20 protein-coding genes are annotated in these 17,625 nt (G+C 34.9%); 8 read left to right on the forward strand and 12 right to left on the reverse strand.

Annotation, left to right across the window (positions count from 1 at the left end; all coding sequences use genetic code 11):
• The first annotated feature begins 43 nt into the window (after positions 1-43).
• The 5 genes from WEEVI_RS10245 (at position 44) to WEEVI_RS10265 (ending at position 4,149) form a co-directional block, all read left to right on the forward strand.
• Positions 44-1,021, forward strand: coding sequence for an amidohydrolase family protein (locus tag WEEVI_RS10245; protein ID WP_013599057.1), 978 nt, complete (start codon positions 44-46; stop codon positions 1,019-1,021).
• Positions 1,022-1,067: 46 nt separating this feature from the next.
• Positions 1,068-1,991 (forward strand): dimethylarginine dimethylaminohydrolase family protein, encoded by a 924-nt coding sequence (locus WEEVI_RS10250; protein WP_013599058.1) that lies wholly within the window; start codon positions 1,068-1,070, stop codon positions 1,989-1,991.
• Complete coding sequence (gene ctlX, locus WEEVI_RS10255) at positions 1,981-2,919, forward strand: citrulline utilization hydrolase CtlX (protein ID WP_013599059.1); 939 nt, start codon at positions 1,981-1,983, stop codon at positions 2,917-2,919. The genes WEEVI_RS10250 and ctlX overlap by 11 nt, the downstream gene beginning before the upstream one ends.
• A 92-nt stretch (positions 2,920-3,011) precedes the next feature.
• The gene (locus tag WEEVI_RS10260) at positions 3,012-3,515 is read left to right on the forward strand and encodes a hypothetical protein (RefSeq protein ID WP_013599060.1); all 504 of its coding nucleotides are present in this window, start codon (positions 3,012-3,014) and stop codon (positions 3,513-3,515) included.
• A gap of 10 nt (positions 3,516-3,525) precedes the next feature.
• Positions 3,526-4,149, forward strand: coding sequence for a class I SAM-dependent methyltransferase (locus WEEVI_RS10265; RefSeq protein ID WP_013599061.1), 624 nt, complete (start codon positions 3,526-3,528; stop codon positions 4,147-4,149).
• Here WEEVI_RS10265 and WEEVI_RS10270 read toward each other — a convergent pair.
• Positions 4,133-4,765 (reverse strand): nitroreductase family protein, encoded by a 633-nt coding sequence (locus WEEVI_RS10270; protein ID WP_013599062.1) that lies wholly within the window; start codon positions 4,763-4,765, stop codon positions 4,133-4,135. The genes WEEVI_RS10265 and WEEVI_RS10270 overlap by 17 nt on opposite strands.
• 69 nt (positions 4,766-4,834) lie before the next feature.
• Positions 4,835-5,203: a methylglyoxal synthase gene (locus WEEVI_RS10275; protein ID WP_013599063.1), complete on the reverse strand. Its 369-nt coding sequence runs from the start codon at positions 5,201-5,203 to the stop codon at positions 4,835-4,837.
• Positions 5,204-5,284: 81 nt separating this feature from the next.
• On the opposite strand from WEEVI_RS10275, the gene WEEVI_RS10280 reads away from it, so the two are divergent.
• Positions 5,285-6,334, forward strand: a complete 1,050-nt coding sequence (locus WEEVI_RS10280) for a 2Fe-2S iron-sulfur cluster-binding protein (protein ID WP_013599064.1) — start codon at positions 5,285-5,287, stop codon at positions 6,332-6,334.
• A gap of 60 nt (positions 6,335-6,394) precedes the next feature.
• Here the strand turns inward: WEEVI_RS10280 and trmD are convergent, their stop codons facing one another.
• Positions 6,395-7,072 carry a tRNA (guanosine(37)-N1)-methyltransferase TrmD gene (gene trmD, locus WEEVI_RS10285; RefSeq protein WP_013599065.1) on the reverse strand — a complete coding sequence of 226 codons (678 nt, stop codon included), beginning with the start codon at positions 7,070-7,072 and terminating at the stop codon, positions 6,395-6,397.
• 115 nt (positions 7,073-7,187) lie between these two features.
• Here trmD and hemB point away from each other — a divergent pair, with 115 nt between their 5' ends.
• Complete coding sequence (hemB, locus tag WEEVI_RS10290) at positions 7,188-8,183, forward strand: porphobilinogen synthase (protein ID WP_013599066.1); 996 nt, start codon at positions 7,188-7,190, stop codon at positions 8,181-8,183.
• 36 nt (positions 8,184-8,219) lie between these two features.
• Positions 8,220-9,008 (forward strand): alpha/beta fold hydrolase, encoded by a 789-nt coding sequence (locus WEEVI_RS10295; RefSeq protein WP_013599067.1) that lies wholly within the window; start codon positions 8,220-8,222, stop codon positions 9,006-9,008.
• A gap of 8 nt (positions 9,009-9,016) precedes the next feature.
• Here WEEVI_RS10295 and WEEVI_RS10300 read toward each other — a convergent pair whose 3' ends face one another.
• The 9 genes from WEEVI_RS10300 to dapA all read right to left on the reverse strand — a co-directional run bounded on the left by WEEVI_RS10300 (position 9,017) and on the right by dapA (position 17,497).
• Positions 9,017-9,364, reverse strand: coding sequence for a hypothetical protein (locus tag WEEVI_RS10300; protein ID WP_041942173.1), 348 nt, complete (start codon positions 9,362-9,364; stop codon positions 9,017-9,019).
• A 12-nt stretch (positions 9,365-9,376) separates the two neighbouring features.
• Positions 9,377-11,035, reverse strand: a complete 1,659-nt coding sequence (locus tag WEEVI_RS10305) for an RluA family pseudouridine synthase (protein WP_013599069.1) — start codon at positions 11,033-11,035, stop codon at positions 9,377-9,379.
• 5 nt (positions 11,036-11,040) lie between these two features.
• Positions 11,041-12,693, reverse strand: a complete 1,653-nt coding sequence (gene recN / locus WEEVI_RS10310; RefSeq protein WP_013599070.1) for a DNA repair protein RecN — start codon at positions 12,691-12,693, stop codon at positions 11,041-11,043.
• 1 nt (position 12,694) lies between these two features.
• Positions 12,695-13,597, reverse strand: coding sequence for a type IX secretion system protein PorD (gene porD, locus WEEVI_RS10315; protein ID WP_041942366.1), 903 nt, complete (start codon positions 13,595-13,597; stop codon positions 12,695-12,697).
• On the reverse strand, positions 13,597-14,802 hold the full coding sequence (gene coaBC / locus WEEVI_RS10320) for a bifunctional phosphopantothenoylcysteine decarboxylase/phosphopantothenate--cysteine ligase CoaBC (protein WP_013599072.1): 1,206 nt from the start codon (positions 14,800-14,802) through the stop codon (positions 13,597-13,599). Before coaBC ends, porD begins: the two co-directional genes overlap by 1 nt.
• The gene (locus WEEVI_RS10325; RefSeq protein WP_013599073.1) at positions 14,802-15,122 is read right to left on the reverse strand and encodes a DNA-directed RNA polymerase subunit omega; all 321 of its coding nucleotides are present in this window, start codon (positions 15,120-15,122) and stop codon (positions 14,802-14,804) included. The genes coaBC and WEEVI_RS10325 overlap by 1 nt, the downstream gene beginning before the upstream one ends.
• Before the next feature lie 11 nt (positions 15,123-15,133).
• Positions 15,134-16,024 carry an outer membrane protein assembly factor BamD gene (locus tag WEEVI_RS10330; RefSeq protein WP_013599074.1) on the reverse strand — a complete coding sequence of 297 codons (891 nt, stop codon included), beginning with the start codon at positions 16,022-16,024 and terminating at the stop codon, positions 15,134-15,136.
• A gap of 71 nt (positions 16,025-16,095) precedes the next feature.
• Entirely contained in the window at positions 16,096-16,602 is a 507-nt protein-coding gene (locus WEEVI_RS10335; RefSeq protein ID WP_013599075.1) for a ferritin, read from the reverse strand.
• Positions 16,603-16,615: 13 nt separating this feature from the next.
• On the reverse strand, positions 16,616-17,497 hold the full coding sequence (gene dapA / locus WEEVI_RS10340; protein WP_041942174.1) for a 4-hydroxy-tetrahydrodipicolinate synthase: 882 nt from the start codon (positions 17,495-17,497) through the stop codon (positions 16,616-16,618).
• Positions 17,498-17,625 lie beyond the last annotated feature (128 nt).

The following is a 17,625-nucleotide window of genomic DNA, read 5'->3' on the forward strand; positions in this document are numbered from 1 at the left end:
GCGTAGTATTTTTGCATCCAAACAAAAACAAACAAAAACAACAATGAACGCTAATAATTACAATCCAATCGAAGAAGTTTTAGAAAAAGTACAAGCCAGAGGAGGTTGGGTGAACGCACATTCTCATTTGGATAGAGCGTATTCTTTGACTCGAGATACTTTTGCATTATCGAACTCTTATCTAAAAGAGAAATGGCATTTGGTCGATGACATGAAAAGAAATTCTTCTGTTGATGATATTTATTTCCGAATGGAAAAAGCCATTACTTATATGCTCGAGCAGGGTGTACAAGCGATTGGCTCTTTTATAGATTGTGATGAAGTAATTGAAGATCGGTCTATTTTAGCGGCACAGCGTTTACGAGAAAATTACGGGAACGATTTAGAAATTCGTTTTGCCAATCAAGTTCTCAAAGGTGTTATTGACCCAAAAGCAAGAGAATGGTTTGATCTTTCTGCTCAGTTTGTAGACATTATTGGGGGGTTGCCAGCCAAAGATTTTGGTAAAGAAGACGAACACCTAGATATTCTACTCTCTACAGCCAAAGAAAAAAATCTATTGGTACATGTACATGTCGATCAGTTCAATACCGACGAAGAAAAAGAAACCGAACAATTGGCACGTAAAGTTATCGAACATGGAATGCAAGGTAAAGTTTCTGCGGTACATTCGATATCGGTTGCCGCTCATCCGAAAAAATATCGTTTCGAGTTGTATGATTTGATAAAAGAAGCAGATTTGCATGTAATTTCTTGTCCGACTGCATGGATCGATCATAACCGTACAGAACGTTTAGCACCTTCACATAATTCGGTAACTCCGGTTGATGAAATGGTGCCAAGAGGGATAAATGTAGCCTTTGGTACGGACAATATAAATGATATATACAAACCTTTTTCAGATGGTCATTTACTTACCGAATTGAGAGTGATGTTAGAAGCTTGCCACTATTATGATGTGGAGAGCCTTTCTGATATTGCTACAGTAAACGGACTTAAGGTTTTAGGGTTATCCAAGTAAACTAAAACTTATAACAAAAATTGCCACAAAAAAAATGAAATAAACTATGCAACTACACGTAAATAACGAGAGTGATCGCTTGAAAACAGTTGTATTAGGTATTGCCAATGATATGGGAAAAGAACCTACTTTACAAGAAGTTTTTGATGCAAAATCGTATGAAAGTGTTTTGGAAAAAACCTATCCAAAAGAAAAAAATTTGGTAAATGAAATAGCCGAATTCGAAGCTGTATTAAAAAAGCATGATGTAGAAGTTCTTCGTCCGAAGGATTTAGTAGGAGTTAATCAAGTATTTGCTAGAGATATTGCTTTTGTAATAGAAAATAAATTTTTTGTATCCAATATTATTCCTGATCGTTTACCCGAATTAGAAGCAATTGACTTTATCGAAAAAAATATTTCAGCCGATCAATACATCAAAATACCAGAAGATGTATATGTAGAAGGAGGCGATGTTTTACTTTGGAACGATTATATCTTTGTTGGCACCTATTTAGGTGATGATTTTAAACAATATAAAACTGCCCGCACAAACATGCAAGCAGTAGAGTTTCTTAGAAATCATTTTCCTAACAAAAAAGTAGTTGCTTTTGATTTGCACAAAAGTGATGAAGATCCTTACAAAGGAATATTACATTTGGATTGTACCTTTCAGCCAGTAGGGAAAGACAAAGCAATAATATACAAAGACGGTTTTAGGAAAGAAGATGAGTATCAATATCTTGTAGAACTATTTGGTGAAGAAAATCTATTCCACGTAACCGAAGAAGAAATGTACTGGATGACACCCAATGTATTTTCTATTTCACCAACTGTAGTAGTTTCTGAAAAGAATTTCACAAGACTCAATACACATTTACAAGAAAAATGGGGAATAGAAGTAGAAGAAATTAATTACCGAGAGGTATCTAAAATGGGAGGATTACTCCGTTGTTCAACATTACCATTATACCGTATAGATGAAAAATAAACAATATACCCAAACCATTTTAATGGTTGAGCCAGTTGCGTTTCATTACAATGCGCAAACGGCTGTAAATAATTATTTTCAGCAAAAACCAGAAAATTCTGCTGATGAAATTCAGGCTCTAGCACTTCAAGAATTTCGACAAATGGTGAGCACTTTACGCGAAAAAGGTGTAAATGTTATTACGATAAAAGACACACCCGTACCACACACTCCCGATTCGATTTTCCCGAACAATTGGATCAGTTTTCATGAGAATGGAGATTGTGTGCTATATCCAATGTTTGCCGAAAATAGACGACAAGAAGTACGAGAAGAAGATATTTTCGAGTTGTTAGAAAGCAAAGGTTTTCTAGTTAATGATATTATAGACTATACCGAAGCCGCTGAGGATAATATATTTTTAGAAGGAACTGGAAGTATCATTCTCGATCGCGAAAATAAATTAGCCTATGCAGCGATTTCACCAAGAACAGACGAAGATTTGTTTATAGAATTTTGTGAAGACCTAGAATATACACCGGTTTACTTCACTGCATATCAGACAGTTGATAATGAGCGTTTACCTATCTATCACACAAATGTAATGATGTGTGTTGCAGATCGTTACGCAATTATTTGTTTAGACAGTTTAGATGATTCACAAGAGAAAAAACATGTATGTGATATGTTAACAGAATCGGGTAAAGAAATCATTTCTATTACCGAAGAACAAATGCATCGATTTGCTGGAAACATGCTCCAGGTTGGTGGTTTGGGACAAGCTTATTTGGTAATGTCGCAATCAGCTTTTGACTCACTTACACATGAGCAGATAGAAACTATCGAAAAATACAACCCAATAATTTCTGTAAACATCGAAACGATAGAAACTCTAGGAGGTGGAAGTGCACGTTGCATGATGGCAGAAGTTTTCTTGCCAAAAAAATAGACAAAAAGTTAATAAACAGAATTTTTCATATGGTTGGATATTATTTTTTTATCTAACCATATGATATTCAGACTTTTTTTATATATTTGGGTATGCATGACCTGAATATCATAGAGCTGAATAAAGATTTTAGAGATTTCTCTAAAATAAGTCATGTACATGATTTTACCCGTCGATTCACATTATACAAAAAAGATAAGCGATACTCATTGCAAATTACCGAATATGATTTTAAAGGTTTTGCTTATCTTTTTTCTTCTTATACAATAGAAGATCTCTTTCTAGAAACAAAAAAAGGAGATAAACTATTTGTTTACCAACATCGAACATTAAAATTTGCAGAACTGTTTCGGGATCAGGAGTTTGTTCAGCAGCAAAGTATTCAGAATTTACGAGGCTATTTCATAGAACTCGATTTTTACTTTCATAATGAAGGCAGTAAACTAATTTTGGATTACATAGATCGAAACCAATTACAAGATGTTTTTGACCTGCTTTTATTCGAAACTGACTGTCAATTTCGTGGACGTTTGATGACTGAGTTATTAATAAACCTTCGCTTTTCCGAAGAGTTAGAAGACCCTTCTTTAACGTAAATTTACATTTTTGGATTATTCTTATATTGCACCGTATTATCAATTTTTGAGTAGGTTGGTGTTTGGTAATCATTTGATTCGTGCACAATACTTTGCACTGACACTTGCAAAAACTACAGATAAAATCTTAATATTAGGAGTAGGCGACGGGAAGTTTCTAGAAAATTTGACTATTGAACAAGAATTTCCTCGTATCGTACTGATTGACCAATCTCGAGAAATGCTAGAAATTTGCAAGAAAAGAAAATTACCACAAAACACAGAGATCTATTGTTTAGACATTCTTCGTGATGATTTACCAAAGGGTTTTGATGTAATTATATTACCGTTTATATTAGACAATTTTAATGATAATGAAGTAGCATTACTCATTCGGAAATTAGTAGACAATCATAATAACCCAAACATCATTGTAGTTGATTATACCGAAAACCCAAAAACTTGGCAAAAAATTTTGTTGCGAAGTATGTATTTCTTTTTTAGAATAGTAGCAAAACTAAAGGTGACGAAATTACCCAATATTGATACTATTTTGCGAAAAAAAGGATTGTGCAAAGTGCAACAATCCTTCTTCTGCCACAATTTTATACATTGCAGCGTGTATCGAAAAAGAAAAGTTACTCGAAAACTGTAATAAATTTCTCTTTCGGTTGACGAACTTTTTTTAATCCTTGTAGCCAATCACCTTCAGTAGCACGATGTCCCAAAGTGAGAATAGTTTGCGATTTTAACCCTTTTTTATCCAACCCTAAAAACGTATCGAGCGCAGCATTATCAAAACCTTCCATAGGTGTAGCATCTACGCGTAATTGGGCAGCAGCAGCAATTGCTACACCAAAAGATAGGTAAGCTTGCTTAGCCGTATGACAAGCCTGTTGTTCTTTTGTAAGGGCAAAAAGCGATTTTTTTAGGCTGTTTTTATAATCGTTAGAACTGTTCTCTGGTAAGTTTCTCTCACGATCCATATGATCAAAAATAAAATCTATGCGCTCATCTGTATATTGATCCCACGAAGCAAAAATTAACAGATGAGAACCGTCTACAATTTGGGTTTGATTGTTAGCAATAGGTTGAATTTGTTTTTTCAGTTCATCATTAGAGACAACAATAATTTCAAAAGGTTGAATGCCTGATGAAGAAGGAGCTAAATGTGCCGCTTCAATAATTTGTTCAACCAAGGATTGTTCCACCTTTTTACCATTCATTTTTTTAGTAGCATAGCGCCACTTTAAGCTATCTATTAGACTCATTTTTTAAAACAGTTATTTAGGATACAAATGTATAGCATAAAATAAAAATATATTTTGACTTGTGGTAATTTATTTCATTAGATGGTCGAGTAGCATTTCTGCAGTTGCTGGATTCGTTGCCAATGGAACATTATGTACATCACAAAGACGTAACAACATATTGACATCAGGTTCGTGCGGATGTTTCCCCATCGGGTCGCGGAAAAAGAAAACCATATTGGTAATCCCTTCCGCAACCCGTGCAGCAATTTGTGCATCGCCTCCCAAGGGTCCAGAAAGCATAGGCATAACGTCTAAACCTATTTGTTCTACATACTTTCCTGTTGTTCCTGTAGCAATAAGACGAATATTATTTGCGGCTAGAATCTTTTGATGTTTCATGATAAAATTAACCATTTCTGCTTTTTTGCCATCATGGGCTATAAGTGCTATCTCCATATATTTTATGTTTTCTTTTATACACAAGATACCTTAAATTTGTAAACAATTATAAGCAAAAATGTAAAGTATAGAATAGAAATGATTTTTAATTTACTCACCATAAAAGATAAAAAACAGTTAACCGATGACTCTGTTCAATTATTTTTCGATGTTCCTGCCCATTTACAAGAAGCTTATTCTTACCAAGCAGGACAATATTTAACCCTCGAAGTTATGGGCGAACGCCGAGACTATTCGCTTTGCAGTTCTCCAAAAAACCACGAATGGACAATAGCAGTAAAAGCAACCAAAAACGGAAAAATATCTAATTATTTGGTGAAAGAAACCAAAATAGGAGATCAGCTAAAAGTTTCGACGCCAAATGGTCGTTTTGTAATACCATCAAAACCCAATGAAAAAAGAACACTTTTAGCATTTGCAGCAGGAAGCGGTATAACACCAATTATGAGTATTCTAGAATATACACTGCAAACCGAAGAATGGGTAAATTTCTACTTATTCTATGGTAATCGCTCGACAAAATCAGCAATGTTCTGTGAACGACTCAATGAATTGAAACTACAATATCCATCTCAACTCCATGTTTTCCACTTCTATACCAACGATCCGCAAGAAGATTGGTTGTTTAATGGTCGGATTGATGCAGCAAAGTTTGATTTGATTTTGAATCAGTTAGTTGATATAAACGAAGTAGACGAAGCCATGGTTTGTGGGCCAGAAGAAATGATTTTCGAATTGGCGAAATCAATTAAAAATGCAGGAATTATCGAGCGTCACATACATTTTGAACTTTTTAATCCTCTGACCAATCCTAAAATGATTTTTGGAGATAATGACTCGAATGTAAACACAGTAGAAGTTACCGTAATCCTTGACAATGAGCAACATACCGTAACATGGCACAAAGAAAAAAATCTTATCGATACGTTATTGGATGAAGATATAGATGCGCCTTATTCTTGCAAAGGAGGGATTTGCAGTAGTTGTTTATGTAAAGTAGTAGAAGGCGAAGTAAGTATCGGAGAAAATTTTGTATTGACAGACTCGGACTATAAAGATGGTCTAACATTGGCATGTATCTCTCGACCAAAATCTACCAAATTAACCATTGATTTTGATGCTGTATAAAACATAAATTTTGATATTAAAAGAAAAATCTTACCGATAATTATGGTAGGATTTTTTTTATTATTCATCCAATAAATCTGGTCTTCGGGCTCTTGTTCTTTCAATGGCCTGCTCATGTAGCCATTTTTCTATTTTCGGGAAATTACCGGACAATAAAATCTCAGGAACTTTATGCCCTTTGTACTCTGCAGGACGCGTATAAACAGGTGGAGCTAATAGATTGTCCTGAAAAGAGTCGGAGAGAGCAGAAGTTTCATCACCCAATACACCTGGAATCAGTCGAATTATACTATCGGCCAAAATAATTGCCCCGAATTCACCTCCACTCAATACATAATCACCTATAGAGATTTCTTTGGTCACCCACATATCACGAATTCTCTGGTCGATTCCTTTGTAATGACCGCAAATCATCATTAAGTTTTTCTTCAACGAAAAGCTATTCGCTATGGATTGATTTAGGGTTTTGCCATCGGGCGTAAGGTAAATAATCTCATCGTACGTTCTTTGAGCTACTAATTTTTCTATACATTGATCTAGTGGCTCACACATTAGCACCATACCCGAACTACCTCCATACGGATAATCGTCCACATGTCTATATTTACCTTTCCCAAATTCTCGTAAATCATGAACATGAATTTCGACCAATCCTTTATCCTGAGCACGTTTCATGATCGAAGCACTAAAAGGACTTGTTAATAATTCTGGTAAAACGGTGATGATATCTATTCGCATGATGCAAAATTAAACTTTTCTTGGCGATATAAAAACCTCTTGTTAAAGCTTTTGAATATATCCAAAAATCCATCAAAATAGCGTATATTTGGATCATTAAAAAAATAATAACAACATGGATATTCCTATTCGTCATAGAAGATTAAGAATCAACGAATCGGTTCGATCGCTAATCCGAGAAAATCATTTAAGCACCAAGGATTTCATCTCACCTATTTTTATCAATGAAGGCGTAAACAATAAAGAGGCAATCCCTTCTATGCCAGGTATTTATCGTCTATCTTTGGATTTATTGAAAGAAGAGATTAAGCTGATTTGGCAGTTGGGAATTCGTGCAGTTAATATTTATGTAAAAGTAGATCAATCTCTAAAAGACAATACAGGAAAGGAAGCATGGAATCCCGACGGTTTGATGCAAAGAGCTATCAAAACGGTAAAAGAAATTGCTCCCGAAATGGTGGTAATGCCTGATGTGGCATTGGACCCTTATTCGATGTTTGGACATGATGGAATTGTAAAAAACGGAACTGTCTTGAATGATGAAACGGTAGAAGCTTTAGTGAAAATGTCTATTTCGCATGCAGAAAGTGGGGCAGATTTCGTGGCTCCGTCGGACATGATGGATGGACGAGTAGCGGCTATACGACAAGGGTTGGATCAAAACGGATTTACCAAAGTTGGGATTATGTCGTATGCGGCAAAATATGCAAGTAATTTCTACGGACCTTTCCGCGATGCTTTGGATAGCGCTCCAGTAGACAACCAAGAAATACCGAGAGATAAAAAAACCTATCAAATGGACTACCATAATAGTATAGAAGCTTTGAGAGAGGCAGAAGCAGATGTAATAGAAGGTGCAGATATTTTGATGGTAAAACCAGGAATGGCTTATTTGGATATAGTGCGATTAGTGAAAGATCATTTGCAAGTACCTGTCTCTGTTTATCAGGTTTCGGGTGAATATGCAATGATCAAAGCAGCATCAGAAAAAGGATGGCTCGATCATGACCAAGTCATGTTAGAATCCTTAACGGCTTTTAAAAGAGCAGGTGCAGATCTCATCTCTACCTATTTTGCAAAAGAAGCAGCGGTATTATTAAATAACGAATGATAGAATTTTTTTTTATTCATATTTTAATAGATTAAGTTGTTAGCACATACATTATATACACATCCTACGTCGACCGAATGGGTAACGTTTATTCACGGTGCAGGAGGAAGTTCGACAATTTGGTTTAAGCAAATCAGGGCTTTCAAAAAACATTTCAATGTTTTGTTGCTCGATTTACGTGGTCATGGAAGATCAAAAGCCAATTTACGTTCCTTATTCGAAAAGCATTACTCATTCGAGTCGATTGCCAAAGATATTATAGAAGTTTTGGATTATCGAAAAATCCAGAAATCTCATTTTGTTGGCATGTCACTAGGGACCATAATTATTAGGCAATTGGCAGAATTGCAACCCAATAGGTTGACTTCTATGGTGATGGGAGGTGCAGTAATGAAAGTAAATTTACGTGGAAAAGTACTGATAACTGTAGGAAATCTCTTCAAGAATATCTTACCATATTTGTTCTTGTATAAGATATTAGCCTTTGTCATTATGCCTAAGAACACTCATAAAGAATCACGTTCTCTTTTTATCCGAGAAGCTAAAAAACTGTATCAAAAAGAATTCTTGAAATGGTTTAAGTTAACGGCAGATGTTTTTCCTTTACTAAGAGTTTTTAGAGAAGTAGAGTGTGGTATTCCGACTTTTTATATTATGGGTGAAGAAGATTATATGTTTTTACCAAGCATTAAAAAAATTGCAAAAAAACATCAGCGCACGGCCGAAATTTTTATTGTTCCTAATTCTGGACATGTAGTCAATGTCGATCAGCCTGCAGTTTTTAATGAAAAAGTTCTTGATTATCTTAGTAAAATCACCTCTTAAGAATACATTTATTTTATCGGATAATATTGTTCGAAATACGTTTTAGCGTCTTGATCAAAAGTTGGTGTTTTTAATAGATCTAAAATTTTATCACTCAATAGATTAAATTCTTGTTGAGTAAAGTTATCATGAAAATTTTCATGACAAAAATTGCCTACAGATCCCATAACCATTTGCATTTCCTCTTCGGTAATCTGTCCTTGCTGTATATGTCGTTGGCGAATAACAAAAGCACTTACCCAAGCTGCAATTTCTAGCACTTTCGATAATGTAATTTGATGATCCTGATTGATTGCTTTCCCTAAAAAATGATCCATCTGTTGATAAATCATCTCCTTTACAGTTATATTTTCCATTGTAGAATAAAATTAGAAATTTGGGTCTTTGATAAATGTAAGTTTTTTATTTGATATTGGATGAAAAAACTCTAAGCATTCGGCATGTAAAAATAACCGAGAAGCTTTTTGTCCATATAGATCGTCTCCTAAAATTGGCGAATCAAGTCCCAAAGAATGAGCAGCATGTACACGCAATTGGTGAGTTCTTCCTGTTATAGGATAAAAAAATATTCTTGTAATACCATTTGAAATTGATTCTACTTGGTAAAGAGTTTTAGCATTTTTACCATATTGATAACAAACTAATTGACGAGGACGATCTTCTAAATCTACTCTCAAAGGCAAGTTAATTTCACCCGAATATTTATTTACTTCACCCCCTAATAAAGCAACGTATCGTTTTTTTACTTTCTTTTTCAGAAATTGTTTCTGTAATTTCTCATGGGCTATTTTAGATTTTGCAATAACCATTAAGCCAGAAGTTTGCATATCTAATCGATGTACAATCATCGGTGATGAAATATGAGGATATTGCTGTTGTAATCTAGTTTGTACAGAATCTTTTACTTGAATCCCTGGTACAGAAAGAAAATTCTCGGGTTTATTGATGACAATAATCGCATCATCTTCATACAAAAACTCAATTTCTTTATCTTTATTTGTATCTATCAACAATGGGTTATCATCAACAAGTGTTGCGCTTAGCATGTGTCCTAAAATTGGTTGACATTTTTGCGTACATGCAGGGTAATATTGCGCATGTTTTCTTACGGCCGATTTTGGCGAAGCTCCCCACCAAAATTCCGCCATGCATATAGGTAGTAAATCATGTAAAAATGCATATTGCAATAGTTTTGGCGCTGCACATTCTCCGGCTGCAGCAGGCGGATTTTTACCGAATATTGCCAATAAATTTTTCGATTTTTTGTCTTGATTCAAAAATTGATATTGCTGAAATAAATACGTTTGTAAATGATTGGATATTCTTTTTCGTTTACATTTTAAGTCTTCTATCTTCTTTTTATATTCTGATAGTTGGTTTTCTATTTTTTTTAAAGTAAGATTTTGCTTTTCCTTCAAATCTCGTAAAGTTCTTTTTTCCGCCAAACTTTCGTTTATTAGGATAGCATTTTCATTCTCAAACTCCTCAGGAGAAAGCTTCTCTTTTAACTTTCTGCGAAGCATATCTCGTTGAGATTTCTGTCGCTTCATTTTTTGCTTCTGATCAGTAATTTTCTTTTGATAATCTAGTTGATATTTGGTTAGATAGTTTTGTAAATCAATAAAATAACTTTGGTTTTCTAAAGTGTTAATTGAATTATTCAAATCATTGAGAATTTCTTCTTTCTGATGAAAGTAACTGTCTTTTTTCAACATATCAAAAATGGGAGGAACGAAATAATCCCAATGATTTTTATTGGCTAATTTCCCAGAAAAAGCGGCTAAAAAGCCTAGTGTGTTCTCTTTTGTTTTCACAACCAAAACACCAAACATTTTACCAATTTCTATATCTTTTCGATTATTATCTAACCCAAAATTATGATCAAAATCTGTGGTTGTTTTTAGATAGTTTTGTAGAATCTCCGAAGCTTCAATCGCCAAAGGGTGTGGATCGTAGTAGAACGGAAATGTAAATTTTTCGGGTAAGGCTATTTTTTTTTTATTGGGTAATGGGTGTATTTTATACATTATTTTTATTGCATTAATGCTTTGGCCTGTTCCAATGCAGAATCTGTAACCGATGATCCAGAGATCATTTGGGCAATTTCATTTAGACGCTCTTGGTGATCAAGTTTTTTTATCTTTGTAGAGGCAGAATTTTTGTCTATTGTCTTATAAACCTTATATTGATTATTTCCTTTAGAGGCTACTTGTGGCAAATGCGTAATTACGAAAAGCTGCATATTTTTGGCCATTTCTTTCATAACCAATCCTGTATCATTGGCTATTTTACCAGAAATACCTGTATCAATTTCGTCCAAAACCAGTGTAGGTAGTTGAAGGTGTTCTGCTAACAGCTTTTTGATTGCCAGCATCAAACGAGATCTTTCTCCACCAGAAACTGCTTTTTCAATATTTTTTGGTTCTGAACCTTTGTTGGCACTAAAAAGGAATTCTACTTTACTTTTACCAGTCGATGTAAAACGCGGTAAAGTTTGTAAACGAATCGATAAAACAGCATTCGGCATTCCTAACTGTCGTAATGTTTGCATTATATATTTCTCCACTTTCGGTATCGATTGTTCTCTTGTTTTATGAAGTTTTAGCGACTTTTGCTCTAATAAATTTTCAAGCTTTACAAGGTCTTTCTCTTTTCTAGCAATCGTTTCTTCTATATTTTCTAATCCAAAATTTTGTTCTGCTAATTTTTCTTCGATCTCCAAAAGCTCCTCGATTGTTTGTGCTTGATGTTTTCGTAATAAATTATGCAATAAATCCAATCGTTCATTAATTTCGATCAATCGCTCAGGATTTGCTTCAAAACTACTCAGCTCACCTTCCAAATCTTGTTGCACATCTTCCAACTCTATCCTTGCTGTAAGCAGTCGGTTGTATAGCGTAGATAAGTTTTCAGAAAAACTACTTATTTTATTTAGTCTTTGTTCAACTTCTCGTAAAACAGTCAATAGCCCAAATTCTTCATCTTGAAAAAGGTGTGAAGTTTCTGCTAAATTGGCGAGAATATCTTCTGCATGGCTCAATGTTTTAGCTTCTTCTTCTAAGCATTCTAGCTCATGTTTTTTCAGTTCTGCTTTCGTAAGCTCTTCTAGCAAATACGCATTATAATCGTGGTTGTTTGCCATCTCTTGCCGCTGAGTTTTCAATAGCTCAACCTCATTTTGCAATAAGCTATAGGATGTAAACTCTTTTTGGTAGGATTGGATATCTAGCTGATCTTGTGCATACGCATCCAAGACATGAAGTTGATAATTATTCTCGATAATTTTTGCTGTGTTGAACTGAGAATGAATGTCAATTAATTGTTCAGATAACTTTTGTAATAGATTGATATTGACTGGAGTGTCATTTATAAAAGCACGAGATTTACCAGAGGGCAATAACTCTCTACGGATGATGGTTTCTTGATCGTAATCCAGTTCATGTTCAGAAAAAAATGTTTGGAGACCCAAGTCTTTTATCTGAAAAATTGCTTCAATAATTCCTTTATTTTCTTGATTTTTGAGTAATTTCATATCGGCTCTTTCTCCTAAAACCAATTTAAGAGCACCTATTAAAATCGATTTACCAGCACCCGTTTCACCGGTAATGGTCGTTAAACCTTTTTCAAACTCAACCTCGAGTTCGTCTATGATTGCAAAATTTGTGACACGTAAACTTTGTAACATCTTATTTTTTCAGATTGTTCCAGGTTTCTCTATTTTTCGGAGAAAGCGTGTTTAATATTTCTTTCAATTGAGGAAGATTCACCGTAGAAACAGGGCCTCCACCAAAAATTTTTGTGATTTCATCTTTTTTTGCCGAAATAAATAAATCTACAGGATAAAACTGTTGATAATTACCTTTTGCATAAAAATCCAATTGTAACAGTGCGTTTCCTAAGTTGTTTTTTGCTCGCATATCGCTTTCTGCCATTAAATCTAAGCCACTTCTGTGGTACTGATAAATAGTTGTCCGCAAGTTATTGGCATCACTTTTCAGGAAATTACTCGCCAATAGGCTTCTCGCCTGTAAGCCATCCAAATCGCTCCAACCACTGAACTTGGTACCTTGCCCTAATTGTGCTATTTTTTGTGCGGTTTTGTAATATTCTGTTCCGCCATTTCTGGCAAAAGAATCTGCATCATAACCTAAAATCATGTAGATGTAAAATGCCACTACATCGGTAAGATTTTTATTGCTAAACTTCCGATCGTTGAAAATCAATTGTTCATTTTCAGAATATTCAAAAGTAAAGTTATTATCAGCTAGGTTCAGCATCGGTGTATAATAGGTGGAGTTGAAAACCGGTCTTCTCGATTGAACGAGGAGTGAAGCTTTGTACTCGTTGCCGGTTTTGTTGATGATGATGATATTGAAATTTGCTTCGATTCTTTCGTGCGGTTTCAATCGGGTAGTGGTCCAATTCGTATTATTAATAAAATCTTTTAAAGATCTTTGTAAAGTTTGATACACCTGTGTGTTCGAGCCCTGCACTTGCGAATAATCTATATTGACATCTGCTACGAAGGTTTGCGCCCAACTAAAAGTAGACACAAAAACAAAACAAATTATTGAAAGCAACTTATTCATCATGATAATTTTTGGGTGATAAGATAGGATAAAATATCGAAGGCAACTTCTTTTTTCGATTTTGTTTCGAAGCTTTTTTGTTCACCATTTCGATCTAAGATAGTAATCTTATTGGTGTCTTTCTGGAAACCAGCTTCTTTGTCTCTCATCGAATTGAGTACAATGAAATCTAGGTTTTTCTTTTTCAATTTTTTTTCTGCAAAAGCAATTTCATTATTGGTTTCCAATGCAAATCCTACCAATATTTGATCTGGAGTTTTGATTTCGCCTAGTGATTTCAGAATATCAGGATTTTTCACCAACTCGATAATCATTGTATCGTCGTCTTTTTTTATTTTTTGTTCGGCTATTTCTTTAGGACGATAATCTGCTACAGCAGCTGCCATTATGGTAATATCTGCCTCTAGAAAATTGTTGTGCATCGCAGTATACATATCTTGCGCAGAAGTAATTTTTTGGACAGTAATTTCCTTATGAGAAACTTTTTCGGCACTTGGACCTGAGACCAAGGTTACTTTAGCACCAAGTAAATAAGAAGCTTCAGCCAGCGAATAACCCATTTTGCCCGAAGAATAATTTCCGATGAATCGAACCGGATCAATATTTTCATATGTCGGACCTGCAGAAATCAAAACATGTTTACCAAAAAGGGGTAAATCTTTTTCGATAAGTTTATCCAAAAAATCGACTATATGTTCAGGTTCTGCCATACGGCCTTCGCCAACTAAACCACTTGCCAACTCACCGCTTTCTGATGGAATTATGTGAACATTATTTTTCTCAAGAATTTCTAAATTCGACTTAGTAGTTGGATGTTGATACATATCCAAATCCATAGCTGGCGCAATAATCACAGGACATTTTGCCGACAAATATGTTGCAAGCACAAGGTTGTTACATGTGCCATTTGCCATCGCAGAAAGCGTATTCGCGGTACATGGCGCAATGATCATATAATCGGCCCAAAGAGCAAATTCTACATGGTTATTCCAATCACCATTATCGCTAAAAAACTTCCATTCTACTGAATTTTTAGAAAGGGTAGAAAGGGTGAGAGGTGTAACAAAACTTCGTGCATCAGGCGTCATTATCACTTTTACCTGAGCTTCCTGCTTGACGAGCAATCTAACTAAAATAGCGACCTTGTAGGCCGCTATTCCGGCAGTTACTGCCACAAGTATATTTTTATTCTTCAGTCTAGACATTAATCCTCGTTTGGATTTCTGAAATAAATATCATTATCTATCCATTCTTTGATTGCGATAGAAGTAGGCTTTGGTAAGCGCTCATAGAATTTTGATACTTCTATTTGTTCCCTATTTTCGAAAACTTCCTCCAAAGAATCAGTGTGAGAGGCAAAATCATCTAATTTCTGGATAAGTTCTTGCTTCATCTCTTGATTGATTTGCTCTGAACGTTTTCCCATGATTACGATAGCTTCGTAGATGTTGCCAGTTTTGGCCTCTATTTTGTTTCGGTTGTAGGTTACAGTTGTTGTTGCAGCATCTATATCTTTAAAGTTCATAATAATTTCGTTTAATTTACAGTTTGATTATCTAAGTTATATTGTACGTTTCTATCTTTAGCTTCTTGTGCTTCTTTATGCATATCGATTTGTGCTTTCACTTTATCAAAATCGTTGATAGCTTTGGCTAGGCTTGTATTGATTTTTTCAGCTTCGCTTTTGAAGCTAGATTCTGGATATAAACGCGAAAATAATTTATATTGGGTGAGTGCTTCTTGTAGACGAAGTTCTTTATGCTCTAATCGGCTAAAATTCATCGCTAATTCGGCTTTCGAACGAAGAGAATAGAGCATGGCTTCTTCTCTGTATTTGGAATCCGGAAAATCGTCTACCATATTATCAAAAGCAACTCCCGCTGCTTTGTATTTCATTGTTTTATAATACACACGGGCTATTTCGAATGCTTTTTTCTCTAATTTACCTCGAAGTTCGTCAATATATTCATTGGCTTGGGCTACGTGCTCAGACTCTGGATAGGTATTGATGAAGTTTTGCATTTCATCAATCGCATTATATGTACTGGTCTGATCGAGATTGTAACGCGGAGAATCTTTGTAATAAGAAAAAGCCGATAAGTATAGTGCATCTTCTGCACGGTGATCCAAGGGGTAGGTGCCAGCAAAATTCTTAAACAAATGCCCTGATAAACGATAGTTTTCATCGTTGTAATTGGCTTGCGCAATATTATAGGCAATATCTGCAGCCTTTTCTGTTCCGACAAAAGAGGTGGAAATTCGATTGTATAGCTCAAGTGCTAAATCGTATTTACCTTGCTCGAACAATGTGTTAGCAATAGAAAAAATCTCGTCTTTATCAGAGCTTTTCATTGCTTTGTTGTATTGCGTATTACACGAAGTAAGCATCGTGGCCACAAGAAAGGTTAAACTAACTTTTTTAAACATTCTGCAAACTTACTAAAAATAAACTATTTGTTGAAAAAAATATCCAACCATTCTCTTTTTTTTATCAAGTGCTATTCAGCTGTTTTTCCTTGATCCATATTGGCTACATCTCGATCAAATAGATAGAGACCTCCTTTGTCTTCACCAATCATTTCTAGTTTATCGAGAATAGTGCGTGCAAGTCGTTCTTCTTCAATCTGTTCAGAAACATACCATTGCAAGAAGTTGTGGGTAGTATAATCACGTTCATCAAGGGTAAGTCCGACAATTTCGTTGATGCTTTCTGAGACAAAAATCTCGTGTTTCAAGATTGCCTTGAAAACATCTTTAAGGCTTGAAAAGCTTTGGTCTGGCTCTTCTATTTGTGGCACATGTGCTTTACCTCCGCGCTCGTTGATAAATTTGATTAATTTCAGCATATGCATTCTTTCCTCATCAGCGTGGGCATATAAAAAATTGGCAGAACCTTCTAATCCTTTGACTTCTGCCCAAGAAGCCATTGCCAAATAGAGTTGAGAAGAATCTCCTTCTAATTTTATTTGCTTGTTTAATGCATCGAGAATTACTTGTGAAATCATATTTTTCTTATTTTTAATTTATATTATTTAATATTTTTTTTATGGTTTGGGATAGATTTTCTGTAGCCGGCATCAGTGGTAATCGTGTATATGGAGAACAAATTCCTTGATGATGCAAAACTGATTTTATACCGGCAGGATTACCTTCTGCAAAAATTGCTCGGGTAATTTCTACCATCTTATAATGTGCTTCGTAGGCTTGATCTACTTTTCTTTCTAAACCTAAACGTATCATAGAAGAAAATTGTTGTGGAATTCCTTGTGCTATGACAGAAATCACTCCTTTTCCTCCCGCCAATGTCATCGGTAAAGCAAATTCGTCATCACCAGACAAAACAAAAAAATCCCTCCTTGTATTTTGTCGTAGGACATCGGTTGATTGTAGAAAATTTGGCGAAGCTTCTTTTATTGCTATGATATTGTCAAACTCGTTGGCCAAACGTACAGTTGTTTCTGCTTCGATATTAGAACCAGTTCTGCTTGGTACATTATACAAAATTATTTTAGAATCGGTTTGCGATGCAATCATTTTATAATGCTGATAAATACCTTCTTGGCTTGGTCGATTGTAATAAGGAGAGACGGTCAACACTGCTTCAAAAGCTCCTAAATCACTTGTTTTATACGCCTCTACAACAGCCGTAGTGTTATTACCTCCAATCCCTAAAACTAAGGCAACTCGTTGTTTGTTTGCTCGAATGACAGTCTCTATTACTGCTTTTTGTTCTTCTGCAGTCAACGTAGCTGTTTCTGCAGTTGTTCCTAAAACAACCAAAAATTCTACTCCACCTTCGATAGTATAATCTACTAACTTCTCCAAGGCAGGAAAATCAATACTTTTATCTTCTTTGAACGGAGTAATTAGAGCAACTCCAGTTCCCATTAAATTTTTCATGATTGGTATTAAATTATGTAAATTTCCTAATAATCTTTCGTAAACACAAATCTAAACTTAACTTTAGAATTTGTTTAAAAAAAATAATGATTTTTAGTCGTATTTCCCAAATAAAATAAAGAATTTTG

This window comes from Weeksella virosa DSM 16922 (assembly GCF_000189415.1).
GTDB classification, from domain to species: Bacteria; Bacteroidota; Bacteroidia; order Flavobacteriales; family Weeksellaceae; genus Weeksella; species Weeksella virosa.

Coding starts and splice junctions, on each gene's coding strand:
- WEEVI_RS10245 (WP_013599057.1), top strand. CDS start 44: ATGAACGCTAATAATTACAATCCAATCGAAGAAGTTTTAGAAAAAGTA.
- WEEVI_RS10270 (WP_013599062.1), bottom strand. CDS start 4,765: ATGAGTCTAATAGATAGCTTAAAGTGGCGCTATGCTACTAAAAAAATG.
- WEEVI_RS10280 (WP_013599064.1), top strand. CDS start 5,285: ATGATTTTTAATTTACTCACCATAAAAGATAAAAAACAGTTAACCGAT.
- WEEVI_RS10260 (WP_013599060.1), top strand. CDS start 3,012: ATGCATGACCTGAATATCATAGAGCTGAATAAAGATTTTAGAGATTTC.
- WEEVI_RS10305 (WP_013599069.1), bottom strand. CDS start 11,035: ATGTATAAAATACACCCATTACCCAATAAAAAAAAAATAGCCTTACCC.
- WEEVI_RS10275 (WP_013599063.1), bottom strand. CDS start 5,203: ATGGAGATAGCACTTATAGCCCATGATGGCAAAAAAGCAGAAATGGTT.
- WEEVI_RS10300 (WP_041942173.1), bottom strand. CDS start 9,364: ATGGAAAATATAACTGTAAAGGAGATGATTTATCAACAGATGGATCAT.
- WEEVI_RS10335 (WP_013599075.1), bottom strand. CDS start 16,602: ATGATTTCACAAGTAATTCTCGATGCATTAAACAAGCAAATAAAATTA.
- WEEVI_RS10330 (WP_013599074.1), bottom strand. CDS start 16,024: ATGTTTAAAAAAGTTAGTTTAACCTTTCTTGTGGCCACGATGCTTACT.
- recN (WP_013599070.1), bottom strand. CDS start 12,693: ATGTTACAAAGTTTACGTGTCACAAATTTTGCAATCATAGACGAACTC.
- dapA (WP_041942174.1), bottom strand. CDS start 17,497: ATGAAAAATTTAATGGGAACTGGAGTTGCTCTAATTACTCCGTTCAAA.
- WEEVI_RS10250 (WP_013599058.1), top strand. CDS start 1,068: ATGCAACTACACGTAAATAACGAGAGTGATCGCTTGAAAACAGTTGTA.
- hemB (WP_013599066.1), top strand. CDS start 7,188: ATGGATATTCCTATTCGTCATAGAAGATTAAGAATCAACGAATCGGTT.
- porD (WP_041942366.1), bottom strand. CDS start 13,597: ATGAATAAGTTGCTTTCAATAATTTGTTTTGTTTTTGTGTCTACTTTT.
- ctlX (WP_013599059.1), top strand. CDS start 1,981: ATGAAAAATAAACAATATACCCAAACCATTTTAATGGTTGAGCCAGTT.
- trmD (WP_013599065.1), bottom strand. CDS start 7,072: ATGCGAATAGATATCATCACCGTTTTACCAGAATTATTAACAAGTCCT.
- coaBC (WP_013599072.1), bottom strand. CDS start 14,802: ATGTCTAGACTGAAGAATAAAAATATACTTGTGGCAGTAACTGCCGGA.
- WEEVI_RS10325 (WP_013599073.1), bottom strand. CDS start 15,122: ATGAACTTTAAAGATATAGATGCTGCAACAACAACTGTAACCTACAAC.